The organism is Nemorincola caseinilytica (genome assembly GCF_039540515.1).
Taxonomy (GTDB): domain Bacteria; phylum Bacteroidota; class Bacteroidia; order Chitinophagales; family Chitinophagaceae; genus Nemorincola; species Nemorincola caseinilytica.
The window spans coordinates 27,767-47,128 of record NZ_BAABFA010000009.1 but is presented as its reverse complement, the minus strand read 5'-3'; the positions used below and the strand labels follow the sequence as shown (position 1 = coordinate 47,128).

At 52.9% G+C, this 19,362-nt stretch carries 16 protein-coding genes; 6 read left to right on the top strand and 10 right to left on the bottom strand.

Features of this window, described 5'->3' with window-relative positions; all coding sequences use genetic code 11:
- Positions 1-21: 21 nt before the first annotated feature.
- Positions 22-747: an FkbM family methyltransferase gene (locus ABD843_RS06765; protein ID WP_345080463.1), complete on the bottom strand. Its 726-nt coding sequence runs from the start codon at positions 745-747 to the stop codon at positions 22-24.
- Between the two features lie 157 nt (positions 748-904).
- On the opposite strand from ABD843_RS06765, the gene ABD843_RS06760 reads away from it, so the two are divergent.
- On the top strand, positions 905-2,368 hold the full coding sequence (locus tag ABD843_RS06760; protein WP_345080460.1) for a lipopolysaccharide biosynthesis protein: 1,464 nt from the start codon (positions 905-907) through the stop codon (positions 2,366-2,368).
- 85 nt (positions 2,369-2,453) lie between these two features.
- Here ABD843_RS06760 and ABD843_RS06755 read toward each other — a convergent pair whose 3' ends face one another.
- Both ABD843_RS06755 and ABD843_RS06750 read right to left on the bottom strand, forming a co-directional pair.
- Positions 2,454-3,272, bottom strand: a complete 819-nt coding sequence (locus ABD843_RS06755) for a DUF3108 domain-containing protein (protein WP_345080457.1) — start codon at positions 3,270-3,272, stop codon at positions 2,454-2,456.
- The gene (locus ABD843_RS06750; RefSeq protein ID WP_345080454.1) at positions 3,260-4,201 is read right to left on the bottom strand and encodes a lysylphosphatidylglycerol synthase transmembrane domain-containing protein; all 942 of its coding nucleotides are present in this window, start codon (positions 4,199-4,201) and stop codon (positions 3,260-3,262) included. The genes ABD843_RS06755 and ABD843_RS06750 overlap by 13 nt, the downstream gene beginning before the upstream one ends.
- A gap of 23 nt (positions 4,202-4,224) precedes the next feature.
- On the opposite strand from ABD843_RS06750, the gene ruvC reads away from it, so the two are divergent.
- Together ruvC and ABD843_RS06740 are read left to right on the top strand one after the other, a co-directional pair.
- Entirely contained in the window at positions 4,225-4,809 is a 585-nt protein-coding gene (ruvC, locus tag ABD843_RS06745; protein WP_345080451.1) for a crossover junction endodeoxyribonuclease RuvC, read from the top strand.
- A 93-nt stretch (positions 4,810-4,902) separates the two neighbouring features.
- Entirely contained in the window at positions 4,903-5,601 is a 699-nt protein-coding gene (locus ABD843_RS06740) for a response regulator transcription factor (RefSeq protein ID WP_345080448.1), read from the top strand.
- Positions 5,602-5,613: 12 nt separating this feature from the next.
- Here ABD843_RS06740 and ABD843_RS06735 read toward each other — a convergent pair whose 3' ends face one another.
- Together ABD843_RS06735 and ABD843_RS06730 are read right to left on the bottom strand one after the other, a co-directional pair.
- Positions 5,614-5,796 carry a hypothetical protein gene (locus ABD843_RS06735; RefSeq protein ID WP_345080445.1) on the bottom strand — a complete coding sequence of 61 codons (183 nt, stop codon included), beginning with the start codon at positions 5,794-5,796 and terminating at the stop codon, positions 5,614-5,616.
- Positions 5,793-7,160: a MutS-related protein gene (locus ABD843_RS06730; RefSeq protein WP_345080442.1), complete on the bottom strand. Its 1,368-nt coding sequence runs from the start codon at positions 7,158-7,160 to the stop codon at positions 5,793-5,795. The genes ABD843_RS06735 and ABD843_RS06730 overlap by 4 nt, the downstream gene beginning before the upstream one ends.
- Positions 7,161-7,482: 322 nt before the next feature.
- Between ABD843_RS06730 and ABD843_RS06725 the strand changes: the two genes are divergently transcribed.
- From ABD843_RS06725 to ABD843_RS06715, 3 genes are read left to right on the top strand one after another with little or no spacing between them, the layout of a single operon-like run.
- The gene (locus ABD843_RS06725) at positions 7,483-10,749 is read left to right on the top strand and encodes a SusC/RagA family TonB-linked outer membrane protein (protein ID WP_345080439.1); all 3,267 of its coding nucleotides are present in this window, start codon (positions 7,483-7,485) and stop codon (positions 10,747-10,749) included.
- Positions 10,750-10,773: 24 nt separating this feature from the next.
- On the top strand, positions 10,774-12,288 hold the full coding sequence (locus ABD843_RS06720; RefSeq protein ID WP_345080436.1) for a SusD/RagB family nutrient-binding outer membrane lipoprotein: 1,515 nt from the start codon (positions 10,774-10,776) through the stop codon (positions 12,286-12,288).
- 31 nt (positions 12,289-12,319) lie between these two features.
- A complete protein-coding gene (locus ABD843_RS06715) occupies positions 12,320-12,964 on the top strand; it encodes a hypothetical protein (protein ID WP_345080433.1) in 645 nt (214 codons plus the stop codon).
- Between the two features lie 76 nt (positions 12,965-13,040).
- Here the strand turns inward: ABD843_RS06715 and ABD843_RS06710 are convergent, their stop codons facing one another.
- The 5 genes from ABD843_RS06710 to ABD843_RS06690 form a co-directional block, all read right to left on the bottom strand.
- On the bottom strand, positions 13,041-13,688 hold the full coding sequence (locus ABD843_RS06710; protein WP_345080430.1) for an NUDIX hydrolase: 648 nt from the start codon (positions 13,686-13,688) through the stop codon (positions 13,041-13,043).
- Positions 13,689-13,741: 53 nt separating this feature from the next.
- Positions 13,742-14,815, bottom strand: a complete 1,074-nt coding sequence (locus ABD843_RS06705) for a DUF4340 domain-containing protein (protein ID WP_345080427.1) — start codon at positions 14,813-14,815, stop codon at positions 13,742-13,744.
- A complete protein-coding gene (gene gldG, locus ABD843_RS06700; protein WP_345080424.1) occupies positions 14,808-16,538 on the bottom strand; it encodes a gliding motility-associated ABC transporter substrate-binding protein GldG in 1,731 nt (576 codons plus the stop codon). The genes ABD843_RS06705 and gldG overlap by 8 nt, the downstream gene beginning before the upstream one ends.
- 13 nt (positions 16,539-16,551) lie before the next feature.
- Positions 16,552-17,304, bottom strand: coding sequence for a gliding motility-associated ABC transporter permease subunit GldF (gene gldF, locus ABD843_RS06695; protein ID WP_345080421.1), 753 nt, complete (start codon positions 17,302-17,304; stop codon positions 16,552-16,554).
- Positions 17,305-17,686: 382 nt separating this feature from the next.
- On the bottom strand, positions 17,687-19,228 hold the full coding sequence (locus ABD843_RS06690; RefSeq protein ID WP_345080418.1) for a sensor histidine kinase: 1,542 nt from the start codon (positions 19,226-19,228) through the stop codon (positions 17,687-17,689).
- Positions 19,229-19,362: the final 134 nt, after the last annotated feature.

The window sequence follows — 19,362 nt, the reverse complement described above, 5'->3', positions numbered from 1 at the left end:
GATAATAGCGGTCATTAGGGGTTACTTAATAAGCGCATTGTAGCGCGAGCGTGAGCAAAATATGGTGTTCACATGCGTATCGGCATATATGAAGTAGCCCTTCTTGTCCAGCAGGTCCAGTATAGAGCTGCGTTTCGATAGCTCGCCCCGTTTGTTGTAGTTCACGGTCTCTACGCATATCAGCAGCGGTTGGTACTTGTCCAGGTCCATCTTCTGCAGTATTATCTCGTCCAGCCCTTCCACATCCAGCGATACCACGGTAGGCGCCTCGGTAAAATTCTCGGCTATCACCTGGTTTATCTCCTTCAGCGGCAGCTTCAGCACCTGCTGTATCTTTATGCCTTCGCGCTCGTAGTTCTCGGCCTCTTCTTTAGAGAAGGTGTTCATACCCCAGTGCTGTTCTGAGAACATATAGTAGTCGGCCTCGGTATTATTATCGATACCTATACCGAAGTTGAGGCAGGTATCGTGAGGGCGTATCTTCCGTATCTTGTCGCAGAGGGCCACATTGGGCTCTACCAGCACGCCCTTGTAGCCGCGCAGGTAGAAATTGTAGGTATTGCTGCCGTTGATGGGGTCGTTGGCGCCAATGTCGAGGTAGGTGATGTTGGAGACATTATACCGTTCCAGCATCTTCTGCATGATAATGTCTTCCCCGAACTGTGAAAAAGAAACGTTACCGTACCCCTTCATCATAGGCCAGAACGACCGGAGCTTACGAACGATCCTTTTTGTTTTCTGCGACATGATGCATTGAAATTATTTATATTGATTTTTGCGAATGTCAAAAGTAAAGAAAAGCCGTTATTGTAGCGGGGGTTTTGAACTTTATCTTCAATAGCTGACCTTTGCGGCCATGGGTATTGTCTTCCGGCAATCAGCAAAGAACATACTTGTCACCGGTATGGGGGCGATACTTGGCGCCGTCATCACATGGGTATCTACTAAATATATAGCCAAGCGCGAATATGGGTTCATGGGCAATTTCACCAACTATGCGGTGACCCTTTCGCAGATACTGCTGGTGGGCCTCAATAGTACGCTCAGTGTCTATGTTCACCGCTTTGCCGAGAACGGGCGCAAGAAGCGGGCGTTGCTCACCTTCACCTTTGCCATACCTGTGGCCATACTATGCCTGGTAACGGTGGCCTACTACATGCTGCGGCCATGGATACTGGGTCACTTTCAGCCGGCCGACCAGCCGCTGATGAACGGATACTTCGAGTGGCTGCCCTTCTATACCCTCCTGTTCATATATATGGTGCTGCTGGAGCAGTACCTGGCCTCGCAGCTAAAAGTAGCAGTGGCCGCCTTCATGCGCGAGGTGGCCTACCGTGTGGGCTTCATGGTGGTACTATTGCTCTTCGCTACCGGGTATATAGGGTTCGATACACTTATAAAAGGCAGTATACTGCTGTATGCCATGCCCATAGTGGTGATGGTATGGCTCTCTGCCCGCACCAAAGATTTCGGGCTGTCGCTAGGGCGCACCGACCTTTCTAATGCCGAGTACCGCGAAATGATACACTTCACCTGGTATCACTTCCTCTTGGCATCGTCAGTGCTGCTGGTGAACTATATGGATGTGATGCTGCTGCCGTTCTACGACCATGGTGGTTTCGCATCGGCGGCAGTATACCGCAACGCGCTGGTGCTCATTTCCTTTCTGCAGATACCGTCGAAGGCGCTGATACCGGCCAGCTACACGGTACTGGCCAAGGCATTTACCGAGAACGACCTGCCGAAGGCGGCCGATCTCTTTCGCCGCTCGTCCAATAATATACTGATAGCTACGGTGGGTATGGGGCTGCTGCTGTGTTGCAACCTGGGCAATGTGCTGCAGATATTCCCGGCAGGCTATGCCGACCTCGCGCCCGTTTTCCTGATACTGGCGCTGGGCAACCTCGTGAACATAGCCACGGGCATGAACGACCAGGTACTGTCCATCACCAACTATTACAAGTTCAACTTTTACCTGTCTCTGGTGCTGGTAGTGGTACTGTTCGTGCTCATAAGAGTGCTGGTACCACAGTATAGCGTTTTCGGCGCGGCATGGGCCACGGCCATCACCATGATATCGTTCAATACGGTGAAGTGCCTGTTCATATGGAAAAAGCTGGGCATGCAGCCGTTCTCGCGCAATACATTGCTGGTACTAGTGGCTGCGGCGCCTGCACTGGTTGCGGGCTATTTCCTGCCGCATTTCTTCAGCACGGTACGGCATATATACATCAATGCCTTTGCCGATGCCTGCCTGCGCAGCGCGGTCATAGGCATTGTTTACTTCATCATGCTGCTGTGGCTGCGCCCCTCTGCCGACCTCACAGAGTACCTGGCCGCCATAAAGAAGAACAAGCGACTGTTTTAGTAGATGGTCGTTAGTAGATAGTAGAGAGTCGAAAGTAGATAGTAGAGAGTCGTTCGGTTGGGGCAATGGGCGTGGTACTGTTCGGCTAGTTGTTCAGGCTCACGAGGGCATCGAAGGGGTTGCGCAAGTTGTCATATTCCATCAGGTCCACCTTTATGCTGCCTACCGTTATGGGGCTGTTCACGCGCAGCGGTATGTGGTTCTTGTCGTCGCTCACCCATACCGTCATCTTCTCGCCACCGCTGAATATGGTGCCATCTATGAGCAATGGCGCGATCTTTATGGCGTTGAAGGTGCCGCGCTTGGTCTCTATACGTTCCTTGCCCAGGTACTTGATGTAGAGGGAATATACCTTATCGTCGAGGAACATATCGAACGGGATACGGTCGCCGGGGTGATACCTGCTGTAGTCTATATTGCGGGCAAAGTATATGGCCGATAGCACATCCTGCGTGCAGGCAGGTATCTGGTAGTCCTTGCCTGCCGATACGGCATTGCGTTTACTGTGGTCGAACGTGACATCATGTTTGAACTTCAGGCCACCTTCATTCACATCGCGTATGAAGCGCACGGGCAGCATGGTCTCCTGGTCCACATAGGTCTCGTACATGTCGCGCACCTTGTAGAACCACTCGTATGAGCTGGCCGTTTTGCCATAGCCCGCTATGTAGAAAACCTTTTGTCCGCCCAGGTCCTTGGATGTGGTGGTGAAGGTAGCATCGCCTGCGTATATCCAGATGAAGCCCATGTTGTAATACACCTTGAACTTCAGCCGTTCGCCATGTTTGTAGCTGGTATTGCGCGAGTTGCAGAAGTCGTACTGCGCAGCGGCCCGGTGAGGTATGGCATACAGCATAGCGGCCATCGCCAGCGTCATCAAAGCCCTTGTTCCTATCTTACCCATTTCATTCTTACTATTAGTATACTGCCCAATACCGATGGAACTATGAGGTTGAGGAGCCATATGCCCCCTGTGGCCGCCAGTATGCCTATGGTATTGGCAGAAAAATGCTGGAAGACGTATATGCTTACCGTTCCCCTTATTCCCAGTTCGGTGAGGGCCAGCGAGGGCACTACCGCCATTATCCAGAAAAAGAGGGCCGCCAGGCAGAAGCCCTGCAGCAGCGGCAGCTCTACATTCATCCACCTGAGGAGAAACAAATACTGTGCCGTGAATACCGCTACACGCAGCAGCGATATGCCCAATACCCTCATTCTGTTGGCGGCAGACACCCTGCCCATGAGCCTGCCATACACCGCGAACCTGCGCAGATACTTGCTTTTCTCCATTACGGGTAGCCATGCATCGAAGCGCCAGTATACCACTGCTATAAGAATGTTAATTGTGATACAGCCTGCCAGCGCGGCCTTTGCCAAAGGCGATGGAAAGGCGAAATTGTAATACACAAGCCCCATGAGGCCAAAGGTGTAGATACCAGCCAATTGCGATACGATACCCGATACCGATATGTTGATGTAGCGAAAAGTATTGCGGCCGCCCAGGTACAGTATGCGCCCCGGGTACTCGCCTATGCGGTTGGGCGTGATGATGGAAAATGCCACACCTGCCAGGTACGATGCCAGCGCCGTGCGGTAGGGTGTGGCCTCGGCCCACGATACCAGGGTATGCCATTTGTAGCTTTCCAGCCATGTGTTCAGCAGCATAAGGGCTATGCAGGCCGCCAGCAGCCATGATGGCCCGGTATGCACCCACAGGTGCTGGCCCATGCCCGTGGCCTGCTGCCGCACCTGCCCATATATGGTGTACAGCAGCAGCGCGCATATGGCCGCGCCAATGGTATAGTTAAGCCATATTTTGATACTTTTGTTCACCTAAACGAGCAGCGAGCTTTTTCTTGAAGAACGACCACATTATACTGGGTATAGACCCCGGCACACTGGTGATGGGATATGGCCTTATATCGGTGAACAAAAGTAACGTATCGCTGATAGAAATGGGCGTGCTGCAGCTATCGAAGCACAAGGACCACTCTGAGCGGCTGCGGCTCATATACAAGAAGATGGAGAGCATCATCACCCTGCACCGGCCTACGGCCGTGGCCATAGAGGCGCCTTTCTTTGGCAAGAATGTGCAGAGCATGCTGAAGCTGGGCCGGGCACAGGGTGTGGCAATAGCGGCGGCCATGATGAGCGGGCTGCAGGCCGTAGAGTACTCGCCCCGAAAGGTGAAGCAGGCAGTGACGGGCCGCGGTGGCGCTACCAAAGAGCAGATATGGAAGATGCTGCAGCATACGCTGAACATAGTGGACGATGTGAAATATATGGATGCCACCGATGCCGTGGCCGTGGCGCTGTGCCACCACTATGAAGCAAGGGCTGCGCAGCTAGTGGGGCCCGAGCCCGAAAGCAAGCCGCAGCGCACAAAAAAAGCAGGGTCTTGGGAGAGCTTTATAACGCAGAACCCGGGGAGGGTAAAATAAATTCACCCGTTAACATATATTATATTTGTTCAGTATTGTTGCTTTCATCATAGAAATATTACTTTAGCACCGGAAATAGCTTTGTTTTCGCATATGTCGCAACCTAAACTGAAGATACTTTTAGTGGAAGATGATCCCGTGCTGGGGTATGTAGTGAAAGACTACTTACAGAAGCAGGATTATGATGTGACGCACTGTACCGATGGCGATACCGCCTGGCACCAGTTCATGAAGAATATCTACGACATATGCCTGCTGGATATAATGCTGCCCGGCAAAAAGGACGGCATGGAACTGGCCAATAGCATACGCAAGAAGAACGAGAACATACCCATCATCCTTCTGTCGTCGAAGAACATGGACGATGACAAGATAGCGGGCTTTGAAAGTGGCGCAGATGATTATGTTACAAAGCCTTATAACCTGCAGGAACTGCTGCTGCGCATACAGGTGTTCGTAAAAAGGAGCAAGAAAAAAGAAGATCCCGGGCCGGTGGTGTTCAAGATAGGCGAACTGGATTTCGACTACTCGAACCTGATACTGCGCAACGAGAAAGTAGAGTACCAGCTGACCCAGCGCGAGGCCGACCTGATACGCTACCTGTGCCTGAACGCCAACCGTGTGCTGAAACGCGACGAGATACTGATGAACGTATGGGGCAAGGACGATTACTTCCTGGGCCGCAGCATGGATGTGTTCATTACCAAGATAAGGAAATACCTGAAGGCCCAGACGGCCGCCAAGCTACAGACCATACACGGTATAGGCTTCAAATTCAACTTCAACCAGTAAAAGATATAGCTATCAAGGCTTTGCAGGAGCTGCCGCATTAGTGGCAGCTTTTTCTTTTGCCTGCTTGCTAAGGCGCAGCTCTTTGAAGAGGGCATAGCATACAGGCAGTATCATCAGCCCCAGGAATATCATGGCCACTATCTTGGCCCTTTTGCCTGTCAGGTAGTCTTTGTCGGTCTCGTTCTCGGTCATCATTGTTGTGAGTGGTTGCGCAGCATGTCTATTACGCCTTCCTGCTGCAAAATTAAGTAACCGATGCGGTCATTGGAAATACCCTCGCGCAGCTTGTAGGTAAAGACATACTGCCCCGCGGCCGAGATATTGGTAACGAAGTGATAGAACAGTATGCGGCTGTCGCCGTTGAATACCTGCGCCACCTCGTACAGGTGGGTAGATAGTGCCATTATATGGTTGGGGTGGTTCATCAGGCCATCCACTACGGCCTTGGTGCATTCGTAGGCATCATGCACATTGGTACCCTTGAAGAGCTCGTCCATCAGGGCCAGGTGGGGCCGCTGCTGGCCCAGTTGGCGGGCTATCTGCTTCATGCGCTGCACCTCGGCAAAGAAGTAGCTTTCGCCCTTCAGTATATTGTCCTCGGCATGCATATTGGTGATGATGCCCTGCATGAAGCTGGTGCGCAGCCCGGCCGCGGGTACGCCCATGCCCAGGTGGGCCAGTAGCGAGCCTATGCCCAGCGACCGCAGAAATGTGGTCTTGCCCGACATATTGGCCCCTGTGAGCAGCATGAAGTTGCGCGCCTGCCCAAAGGCCACATCGTAGGCCACGGGGGTGTGTAGCAGTGGGTGGTATATGCCGGTGGCCTCCAGGCATACGGGCAGCTCGGGCAGCAGTTGCGGAAACGTCCAGCCGTGCTCTGTAGTGGCGCGGGCCATGGCCTGCCAGGCATCCAGGCGGGCATATATGGCTATGAGACGGTAGGTGGTGTTCTTCATCTCGCGCCGGGCCTTGTACTGTAGCTGCGACAGCTCGGGGAAGGGCGTACCCTCGCTGATGCCGGTAATGGCATCGGTGAGGCGGTGGGCCAGCTCGTCCTTTATGGCTTGCAGCTCGCGCAGCAGCAGGGGCGGCACATCCTGCCTGTCGGCTATGGCGGCCAGTGCCTGGCAGCCTTTCAGAAAGTCGGAAAGGTGTGATAATGAGAACTTTGTAAAAAAATACTCGCGTTTGTTGAATATCTTCTGCAGGCCATGCGCTATCATGCCTGCAAAGCCCTTGGGCGGCATAGAAGTATTATCGGCCGACTCGAAGAATTTTTCCAGCATCACCAGTGTACCGTTCGATATGCCGGTGGGCCACAGGTGGGCATTGGCGCACCAGAACTGTACGGCGGCCTGTACCCCGGCCAGCCGCTCGTGGTCGCCGGGTGGCTGCAGCACATGCCGCCTCAGCGCCTCGCGGCCCTCTTGCGTGGTGGTGCGGTCTATGAGCGAAAAAATACCCTCGCTCCCATCGGTAGGGAAAACAGCAAGGTCTCGCAGGGTGGTCTTGTCGTTCTGCATGAAAATGATGCGGGCATGGGGTGTTTCGCCCGGCAATTTATCATTAATTGGCCGAACGGGTATGGTGTTAAGTTTATTTTATGAAAATATATCCAAATATGACACTCCTGTGTTCAGATCGATGGCGTATATGTTCTTTTTTCGATAATACATGAGTGAAAAATATCTTTATCTTGTTTTTTGCAGGAAAGAAAGCATTTTGGGGTGGCCATCAATGTTAAGAAAAAACAAACGAATGCTTTGTTTATTCACATTGTTGTAATAAATTCACCCCCCAAATACTGTTGCTCCCGCTGTGGCGGGCAGCATGCAGTTTGTTTTTGCGACCCAAAAGTTTACTTTGACCAAATAAAAAAGTATGAAAAAAGTTTGTTTAGTATTTGCGATGCTGGCGACGATGGGCTCACATGCGATAGCGCAGGAGACCCAGACGCATACCGTTTCCGGTAAGGTGGTCGATGAGCATGGCAAAGGGCTGAAGGGCGTTATTGTATCGGTAAGAGGCGGCACAGAGACGGCGGTGACGGACGTGAACGGAGACTTCATGTTCGAAGCGCCGGATGGCTCTAATACCGTTATCGTTACGGCTATAGGCTTTGCCACGCAGTATATAGAAGACGAAGGTCAGTCGCTCACCATAACCCTGTTCATGCTCAGCAAGCAGCTTGAAGGCAATGTAACAACGGCGCTGATGGCCGCTAAGCAGGAGAAGCGCGAAGTGGGCTACAATAGCACTACCATAAATGCCGAAGACCTGATGGCAGGCAGCAATACGAGCATCGTATCGTCGCTGCAGGGCAAGGTGGCCGGCGCCAATATCACCAGCTCTACCAATGGCGCAGGCGGATCGAGCCGCGTGGTGCTGAGGGGCGAGAAGTCGTTCATGAAGAACAACAATGCCCTGATAGTGGTAGACGGTGTGATAACCAACAACTACGACCGCACTATCAGCAGGCTGAACGCCGCTAACCCGGCCTTCTCTGAGCTGAACCAGATAGACTTCGGCAACAGCGCCAACGACATCAACCCAGAGGATATAGAATCGGTGACCGTACTGCCGGGTGCCGCTGCCACAGCGCTCTATGGCGCTATGGGCGCTAACGGCGCCATCATGTACACTACCAAGAAGGGCAGGCATTCTTCAGGCTCGGGTAAGAACAAGATGGACATCACGTTCAAGAGCACCTACACACAGTCGGACCTGACGAAGTACCCCACCATGCAGCATGACTATGGCCAGGGCAACATATACGGCGGTGTAGCCGACGACAGGCGCGAATACCGTAGCTGGGGCTACCTGTTCGACGATGCGATGCGCCCATGGGGCCAGGTGATAGAAGGCAAGCAGAACGTGAAGAACTACAGCGATCAGCGCGATAACATAAGGAGCTTCTACGACCATGGCAGGAACATCAACAACTACCTGTCCATAGCAGGTGGTTCCGACAAGTCGACCTACATGCTGTCGATGAACGCTATGAACGCATCGGGCGTGGTGCCCAATACCTTCTACAACAGGTACAATGTGCGTTTCAACGGCAGCACACAGTTCAGCCACAACCTGTACTCTTCGGTGAATGTGAACTACCTGAACACTTACTCGAGGGTAGAGGGAAGCGGTAATGGTCCCGGCTCTGTAGTGAACAACCTGCTGCAGACCCCACGCGACATACCTGTATGGGAACTGGCCGACCTGGACAGCAAGTACAACACCATGCAGTACTACGATACAGCAGGTGCAGAGCGCTACGGCTTCTACAACGGTACATACCAGAACCCCTACTGGACAGCCAAGCACTACGACAACCGCAACAAGACCGACAGGATAATAGGCGATGTGAAAGTGGGCTGGAAGAAGAACGACTGGCACATCTTCAACCGCATAGGTGCCGATATATCTACTGACAGGGCCACATACAAGACACCTCAGTTCAACGCATCGGGTACCGATCCGTTCTATACCACTTACGACTTCGTATCGGCAGGCGGGTATACGCAGAGCAACTACAACGGTATGCGCCTGTACAACGATCTGATAGTGAACTACAACCACCAGCTTTCGCGCAACTTCGGTATGAACGCTTTCGTGGGTCATAACCTTACCATGCAGCGCGATGAGACCCTTGCAGGCATCATCGATCCTGCGAACGGTGGCCTGGTGCTCCCCAACTATTACAACCTGGATAATAATGCAGGCCCTGTAACAGGATACAATTATGTACTGAACCGCCGCAGCGTAGGTACCTTCGGAAACCTGGCCTTCAACTACCAGAGAGAACTCTTCCTGGAGCTGGCCGCGCGTAACGACTGGTCATCTACCCTGCAGCGCCGCCGCCAGTCCTACTTCTACCCATCGGCCAGCACAGGCTGGATATTCACCGAAAGGCTGGATGGCACCTCGTTCAAGAACGACTTCATGAACTATGGTAAGGTGCGTATGGCAGCAGGTGGTACCGGCAGCGATGGTATATCGTATACCAACAACAATGCAGGCTACACACAGTCGCCCATACGCACTACATATGGTTCTGTTACTTCTCCTTTCAACGGTGTGAACGCCTACCAGGTAATGAACGCCTTCGGCGACAACAACCTGCGTCCTGAGCGCACCCGCGAATTCGAAGTAGGTGTGGACATGGGCTTCCTGCAAGACAAGATCAATGCATCGTTCACTTACTACAGGTCGCTGACCACAGACGCTATAGCGCCTGTGCCGCTGCCTGCATCATCGGGCTATGCGTATAACTACATCAATGTAGGCAATGTATCGAACAACGGTATAGAGCTGGCAATGAGGGGTACCCCCATCAATACCCGCTGGGGCCTGAAGTGGGAACTCTTCGGTACCTATACACAGAACAAGAACACTGTAGAACACCTGAACGGCGGTGTAGAGAACATAGTACTGGGTGGCTACAACGGTATGCAGATAGTAGCTGCAGAGGGCAGGCCCCTGGGCTCGTTCTACGCTGCGGACATAGCGTATTGGAAAGATCCCAAGGGCGACTGGCATGCAGTGGTAGACCCCACAACAGGCCTGCCTATAGCTACCAGCACACCCGTATACAAAGGTTCTTACCAGCCAAAGTTCATGGCATCGTGGGGTACTGACCTCAGCTACAAAGGCATAAAGCTGCATGCACTGTTCTTCACCAAGCAGGGTGGTAAGTTCTACAGCCAGAACAAGATGAACATGGACGAGAACGGTACATCGGAAGCAACTACAGTGAACGGCCGCAACCCATATGTTTGGGAGAACTCGGTATACCAGGTGCCCAACACCAGCATATACCTGCCCAACACTACACGCTTCTCGCCTTACGAATACTACCAGCAGCAGCAGGCCAACCTGCCTGCACAGGGCATACTGAACGCCAGCTATGTAAGGCTGCAGGAGCTGTCGCTGTCTTACCAGATACCACAGCGCTACTACGAGCGCAGCCCATTTGGCGCACTGGAGGCCGGTATCTTCGGCAACAACCTGGCCTTGTGGACAGCGAAGGAGAACAAATATGACGACCCCGAAGCAACATCGGCAGGAGCCATGGGCAACGGACAAGGATTTAACTATACTGCGCGCCCCACGCTCAGGAACTATGGTGTGTATGTAAAAGTTAACTTCTAAAAATTTGATCTTAAATAATTTTATATGTCGATAAATAAGAAGATAGTTGTTACAGCAATGGCTGGTCTGACACTAGGGGTATCGTCTTGCAGAAAGTACCTCGATGTGAACAACAATCCCAATGTAGCAAGCAATGCCACCGTTAACACCCTGCTGCCCGCCGCACAGCTTTATATAGGCTCTGCTATGGGTACCGACATGCAGATAAACGGCGCCATATGGGCCCAGCACTGGACACAGTCGCCGGCGGGTAAGGAATATGTGGCACTGGAGCAGCATACCCCCAATGCCGAAGCATATAATATGAGCTGGCAGAACCTGTATGCAGGTGCAGAGAACTTTCACCAGTTGTACAAGCTGGCCGATGCACAATATAAGGGCCAGTACAAGGCCATAGCTATGCTGATGCAGGCCTATGCCTTCCAGGCGCTGGCCGATGGCTGGGGCGATATACCCTACAGCGATGCACTGAAGGGCCAATACCCCGATGGACATATAGTGAACCCTAAGTACGACTCGCAGCGCGTGGTGTACAGGGGTATAGTAGCTACCATAGACAGTGCCACTAAGCTCATCAATACTGCCGATGCCAGCGCGCCCGGCGCCGATGACCTGGTATATGGCGGTAATATGAGCAAATGGAACAAATTTGCCAATACACTGAAGCTGCGTGCCCTGCTGCGCGTGGCCAACATAGACCCTGTGTATGCGAAGAACAAGATAGACTCGCTGTTCATGAAGAACCCACAGTTCATAGGCAATGGCGATGATGCAAGGATAGTATATGGCGCTGCCAAAGGCAACAACCATCCGCTGTTCGCAGAGCTGAGCGCACCTGCACTGGGTGGCAAACAGCAACTGGCCGGCAGCAAGACCGCTATAGACACCATGAATGCCAATAACGACCTGAGGGGCATGGTAGTATACCGCCAGGTATCGGGTATGGGCCTTGTGGGTGTGACCCAGAGCGCATATGATATAGCGCTGCCTGATGGCTCTTACTCTATACCCAGCAGCTATGTAGGCGCAGATATATCTTCGGCCTCATCGGCCACAGCATCGGTAATGCTGCTGTCTAGCTGGGAGAGCTACTTCCTGCAGGCCGAGGCCTTTGCACGCGGCTATGCCGTAGGTAACGACCAGCAGATGTTCCATGCGGGTATCAATGCCAGCTTCCTCTACTACAGCAATGCCCTCACCAACGAAACAGGTATAGGCGGTGCTGCAGCATACACAGCATATGTGGGCAGCCTTCCTGCCGCCTACTGGACCCTCTACCCCACTACAGGTACTACCGAAGACCGTCTGAGGTACATCATCACCCAAAAGTGGTTGGCGATGAGCGGTACACAGGGCTTCGAGGCATGGACAGAGTGGAGGCGCACGGGTTATCCCGACTTCCTGGTAAGCCCAAGGAACAGCCACCTGGGTGGCAAGATGCCGCTGAGATTCCTGTATCCTGCATCAGAAAAAGCCAATAACTCTAACTATCCCGGCGAGATATCTGTGACCACGCCTTTATGGTGGGATGCTCTTTAATAACTGAACTACCTTTTTAAAACACAAGAGGATGAAGAAAATATTCGCAATATCTGTTCTTGCGGCCCTGGCAATAGCGGGATGTAAGAAAAAGCAGGGATCGGTATCGGAGCTGCACAATTACTCTACGCCTACTATCACACTGGCCGATGGCTACTATTATAGCATACCCGTAAATGGCCTGTTGCCCGTTATACCGGCCACGGCCTACGATTCCTTCTACCATGCCGATGCCGTAGTGGTGTTCGACCAGAGCATGCTGGATGTGACCAAGCCTGGCGTTTATCCTGTTATAGCCACTGCACGCAACCAATATGGTATGGGCAACTCGGACACGCTTTATGTAGCAGTGACCGATATAGACCCAACAATAGACCTTGCCGGTACCTACCTGCGTGTGTCTACCGATGATACCGTAAAGGTGACCAGGCTGGCCAATGGGCTGTACCGCACCAGCGATGTGGCCGGTAATGGCCCCGCAGATGTGACACATGTAGTGCCTGCTATGTTCGTGCAGACATCTACTACCTCTCTGGTGATGCCCGTACAGGAGTCCAAGTTCGGAACCTTCTATGCCACCAACGGTGTAGTGAGCATGACACCCGATGTGACCTACCAGTACATACTGCACAACAATGCATTCGCACCCGTTACAAGGACGTTCAGAAAACTCTAAGTAACAGCACATATGATAATAGGAACGGCCCGCAGATTGCGGGCCGTTTTGTTTTATGCAGGTTCGGTTCTCTTCATCACCATTCCCCACCTATTTCTTTCAGTATCACTTCCAGCTCGCTTATCATCATGGCGGTGGCTCCCCATATTATTCCATCATCGGGCAGGCGGTATGCGCGTACATTGCGTATGATGCCCGGCGCTGCGGGCGACGATACATCGGCTACCGTCTTGTTGGCATCATTCAGCAGGTAGGACAGGGGTGTCTCTATGGTGTACGATACCTCGTCCACGCTTATGTTCATGGCGGGACGTGCTGCCGTAAAGCCTACAAAAGGGAACACATTGAAATTGCTGACGGGTATATACAGCGATGTGAGTGCGCCCAGCACATCTATATGCGTGCGGTCTATTCCCACCTCTTCGCGGGTCTCGCGCAGGGCGGTATCCAGCAGGGTCAGGTCTTCGGGGTCTTTGCGCCCGCCGGGAAAGCTCACCTGGCCGCTGTGTGCCTTACCGTCTTCCATGCGGCGCATCAGCAGCATATGCAGCCCAGAATTATCGGGGTATAGCAGGCACATCACTGCGCTGAGGCGGGCATTCTCAGGCACCTGTGGCGGATGGGGTATCACACGGCCCATCATGCGCTCTTGCGCTGCAAAGCCGGGTAGTGGCCGCGAGAGCCGCTGCCTTAGCCGGTCTATATTATCGCTATATGCTGTCATTGCCTGCAGATAGTATTTGCCTTGTTTTCCCTACTATCCTGCGCAGGCCCTTGTTAGGGGCGTGTACCTGTAACACCCTGTGCCGGAGGCGGCGGTGGTGCATCGGCAGTATAGAATTCGTGTGCCCTGCGGAAGATATTCTGGAAACTGAGCTGCTGTATCATTATAGTATCCCTGTAATTGTTCATTACAGCATACATACGGTCAGAGTCATATTCTTCGTGTACCTCGTCGGGCATGTCCGATGCCTTCCTGTTCTTGCTGCGCCTGTTCAGGGCCATCCAGTAGATGTCCACATGCTGAGTGCTGCCATTGCGCAGGGTAAGCTCTATGGCCGAATGTTTTGGCGCTGTCTTGAAGGTGGTATCATTATCTTCCAGGCCATTGAGGTAACCTTCGCAGTTGATATTGGTAAAGAACCTGAGATAGGAATGTGCCCGGCGGGTGTTGAGCGGGGTCTTCTTTGCCGCAGGCGATGTTGTGGTCACCTGTACACTATCATTGTCTTCCTGTACCACGGTGAAGGATTCCTGCGGCTTGCCTGCATAGGTCACCGATACAGAGCGTATCTGCGAGGCGGGAACATTGAACACCGTACGGTCGCGCCAGTCGCGCAGGCGGTAAGAGTAGCGGGGTGTAAGGTAGCCCACAAAACCGGGTGTCTCTACCACATACGGCTGCGATCCGTTCTCCATAAGCATATTGGTGCCCTTGCCATCGGCAGCGCCGCCACCTACATAGAACACTTTCAGCTTTTTGCCTGCGCGGTCGTATATCTCGGTCTTTATACCGTGGGTAGACATGAGCTTGATAACATTGTCGTGCGCGCTCTTGGTAACGGGATATAGCGGCACCTGCTTGGTAAGGGTGGCCAGCAGCATACTGAGGGTAGAAGGCAGCGCGCGATACTGGCGGTTTACCATCCAGCCGCTGTCGGTACGCTCTACCAGCACACTTTCGCCGCCTACATCGGTAATGAATATGCGGCCTATGGCGCCGGTATCTTTTATGGTAAAATCGGCCTCGCGAGCATCGTAGGGGTTCTCATTGCTGTCCTTGCGCAGCAGGAAGTATACCCCCGCGCCCAGCACGGCAAGTATGGCCAGATAGAGGATGGTCTTATTCATTGGAGGTGGGTTTTACAGGTTCGCGCCTGGCCTCGTAGCGGCGCTTGCGGAAGAACAGGTAGCAGGATGCGAACACCAGCACCAGGCCTATAGGTATAGCGGTATTCACCGTTTGCCAGGTAGTGGTCTCGGCTTTTACACGCGCGCGGTCCAGCAGGCGCAGCTTCACGTCCTTCGACCGCGCTTCCAGTATGCCCGAGTTGTCGGTGAGGTATTCCAGGCAGTTGAGCAGGAAGGCCCTGTTGGCAAAGAATTCCTGGGTGAAGTTGTAGTAGCCCATAGGCAGCACACCATCCTTGTTGGAATAGCCATTGCTGAAAACCTCGCCTATAGAGGTCACTATCATGCTGGTATTACTATCGCACCTGGGCTTGAAGGGATGCTTCAGCGAGTCTAGCAGGCGCAGGTATTCGGGCGCCAGCCTGTTCTCGAAAAATGAGTGGAACTTACCCTCCAGCAGCACGGCCACAGGCAGGTGGGCCTTGTTGTACAGCTCGTAGCGTATGGGGTAGCTCATCATAGACAGGCTCACGCGTACGGGCGCACGGGCCGCGCGGCTGTTGTCGGAAGAGGTGAGGAGTATGGTCTTGTGTATGTCGTTCTGTATAGTGTCTATTGTGTTGGTGAAACCGGCCAGCAGCAGGTTCATGTTCTTTACCAGCGGATGGTCGCCCGTGGGGTTGATGCGGGGAAAGTATACCCATGGGTGCAGCTCGGGCTTGCCATTGTTCAGCACGCGGGGCAGGGGATTGCACTGCGCATCCTCCAGCAGGTCGAAGTTGACACGCACACCGTATTTGAAAAGGATATCGTCTATCTCGGTGCGGTGCTCCAGCGCTATGAATTGCGGGCTGTTGGCAAAGCTGTCGGTAGATGCTGCCAGGGCATTCACCACCCACAGTATGTGGCCGCCATGCATCAGGTACTGGTCTATCTTCAGCTTATCGGGGCCGGAGAACTGCTCTGTGGCCTGGTTGATGATGATGGCATCGTATGTGATAGGTATCTGCAGAACATGTTTCAGATCCAGCGAATCGAGCTGGTATATGGCCGGCAGGCGCGACAGCATGTCGTAGGTCTTTATACCCAGTGGCTGGCCATGGCCGGTAAGGTAGGCTATAGAGGGCTTCGCAGCCTTGCTCATGCGGTTTATGGCATTGGCGAAGCTGTATTCCAGCATAGCCTCGGCATAATTGAGCTGTTCTTCCGATCCGCGGCCGGGAGGGGCATCCAGCAGATATATGGGCATTTCCCTACCGTTGTACTGCACCAGCGCATATGGGAAGAAAGGCTTCATGGAGTATTCCTCATCGCCCTGCGTGTTCAGCTCCATCACATGTATGCCCTTTACCTCCAGGTCGTGGGCTATCTGCTTCTTTTCCTGTTCGCTCTTGCCTTCAAAGGGGTCGGTGAAGCGGTATATAAGGTGGCCGCCCGCATATTCCTTGAACGAGCGCAGGCGTTCGCGTACGGCCTCCTGCATGCGTTGCAGCCCTGCGGGGAACTTTCCTTTCAGGTATACATCTACCACGGCCACCTCGTCCATATTGCGTAGCAGGCGCTTGGTAGGCTCGGTGAGGGTAAAGCGTTTTTCGCGGGTGAGGTCCAGCCCGGCATGGAAGTAGGATGCCAGCACATTGACGCATACCACTATGGCGGCCATGATAACAAGTCGTAGCCGGGCCTGTTGCAGATGTTTGTTCTTATGTGTGGTCTTTGCCATACTGCTGACCGCGCTAGCCCAGCCGCCCGCCGGTGCCGCCTGTGCGCGACGATAGCGAGAAACGGGTGAGCGCTATGAAAAAAATGATAACTGACAGAAAATAGATGACATCGCGCGAGTCGATAAGACCACGACTGATGGAGTTGTAGTGGAATTCCATACCCACCATGCTCAGGTAGTAATCGATACCCTCAGAGAATTTGGGCAGCTTGCTCAATTGCTCGAAGCCTGTATAAAGTACATAGCAGGCCAGCAGGGCGAAGAGGAAGCTCACTACCTGGTTGGATGTGAGGGAAGAGCAGAAGATACCTACCGCACCAAAAGTGGCAGCAAGGAAGAAAAGCCCTATATACGAACCTATGATGGCGCCGGTATCGATACCTACGCCCGAATAGGAGAGGTTGTGTATGGTATACACATATATGACCGTAGGCAGTAGTGCGAACACTATGAGCGCTATGGTAGCAAAGTATTTGCCCAGTATTATATCCAGGTCGGTGAGGGGCTTGGTAGAGAGCCACTCTATATTGCCGGTGCGGAACTCATCGGCAAAGGAGCGCATGGTAACGGCCGGTACCAGCAGGAACAGCAGCCAGGGGGCTATCTCAAAGAAACGCTCCATAGATGCATAGCCGTATTCCAGTATGCTGTAGTTGGGGATGATCCACAGGAAGAGGCTGCACGCCACCAGGAACACCAGCAACACCACATAGCCCACTATGGAGCTGAAGAAAGAGTTTATTTCCTTTATGAATATGCTGCGCATGGGTACTCCCCGTAAGGGTGGGCAAATATAATGAAATACATGCGGTTCGGCAGTTATAAGGAAATGGTAAAAGTTTGAGCCTGTCTGAGATCTATTAATTGGCCTTCATATAGATCATTTTGGGCTGCAACTTCGTTGACTTTTTCGTCATAGGACAGGCTATGCCTGCAAAATTCGCCTCGTTTCGCTCCAAAATAATGCTCATAATAAGTACCATGAATAGATCTCGCACAGGCTCTGAAGTTGTAAGCGAGGATAATGTGAGGAATGCGACAGCTGCTAAATATAGGATATAGCGGGTGCAGGTATTGCGCGCGTATTAGCGTGCGGGCAGCTACTCACACCCTGTCTTATATCATATTTGCGGTGCCATCGCATCCCCTCACTTTACCGCCTCTGGTATCGTTGCCCCCTCATCGGGCAGCGAGAAACAGAATTTTGCGCCCTCGCCGGGTATGGAATCGGCCCAGATGCGCCCATCGTGCTTTATGATTATACTCTCGGCTATGGCCAGCCCCACGCCCGAGCCTTTGTATTCCGATGTCTTGTGCAGGCGCTGAAATACGGTAAAGAGCTTGTCGGCATACTGCATATCGAAACCCGTGCCATTGTCCTTTACACAGTATATCGTTCGCCCGTCCTTCTTTTCCGACCATATATATACCTCTGGTATATCTTTTTTTGCAGAGTACTTTAGCGCGTTCGATACCAGGTTGTGCAGCACCTGTTCTATAAGCCCTTTATCGGCATAGGCGGTATGCAGGTCGGCTATCACCACTCGCGCATTTCCGGCAGATATGCCATATTGTTCCTGCCATACATTGCGCGCCAGCGCGTTCATATCTACATGGGTCCTTACCAGTGGGGCCTTGCCCAGCCTTGCGAATTCCAGTATATCGTCTATGAGGCGGCCCATACGCGTAGTATTCTGCCTGATGACCGAGAGCAGCCTTCCGCCTTCCTCGCCCAGGTGGGTGCTGTGCTCGTTCTCCAGCAGCAGTGCATACCCATCTATGATGCGCAGTGGCGAGCGAAGGTCGTGCGATACGGAATAGGAGAAGGTCTCCAGTGTCCTGTTCACGGCCGTTAGCATTTGTGTGCGTTCCTGCACACGCAGCTCCAGGTCCTGGTTCATTGCGCGCAGCTCCTGCTGGGCCCTCATGCGTTCTGTAATATCTATAGAAAGAATGATGATGCCCTCCGGTACGGGCTCCATCCGCAGCTCGAACCAGCCTGTACTACCATCCGGAAACGAGAATTCGTTGTCCATATGGGCCGACAGGCGGTCTTCCATGCATCTTTTGTAGTACCAGAAACCCAGTGTATGCTCTATGCCGGGAAATGCCTCCATCATAGTTCGGCCCAGCAATTTGTCGACCGTGGTATGCGCCTGTGCCGCCAGTGCGCTGTTCACATACTTGTAGCGCCAGTCGTATCCTATTATCTGCACGCCTTCCAGCATATTGTCCATAGAGTGGCGCAGCCGCTGCTCGCTCTCGCGCAGCTCTTCTTCGGCCTTCTTGCGGTCATCTATCTCGCGAAAGAAGGCCAATACACGCTCTTTGCCGGTCAGTATCACCTTTTTCAGGTTCACCTCGTACCAGTGGTCTCTGCCTGCTTTGTCGGTCCCCTGCCATTCAAAGCGCTGCCGTTCGCCTGTGGCGGCTTTTTTTATGTATGCCAGTGCCTTGTCCAGTGTCTGGTCGGGGTGGCCGGTCACCAGGCCTGCTATATTTCCGGTCAGTAGCTCGGCGCGGGTAAAGCCTGTAAGCTGGTGCGCGCGTTCGTTCACATCCAGTACCCGTCCTGTCTGCGCATCCAGCACATATATGGCATCGTTCGCATTGTCGAAGAGTTCCCTGTAGTTGGCCTCGGCATCGCGCAGCCGTAGCTGGTCGCTGTTAGGCTCAGAAATTGTATCCATTGTAGTGTGTTTGTGATAGTGGCGTAAATATACATAAAGTAAAAATAATTAATATATTTTATTTATAACGATCCCTAAGTGTCATTTAACGAGCCCGATCAGCCCGATCGTTAATAATGCAGCTTGCTGCTGTC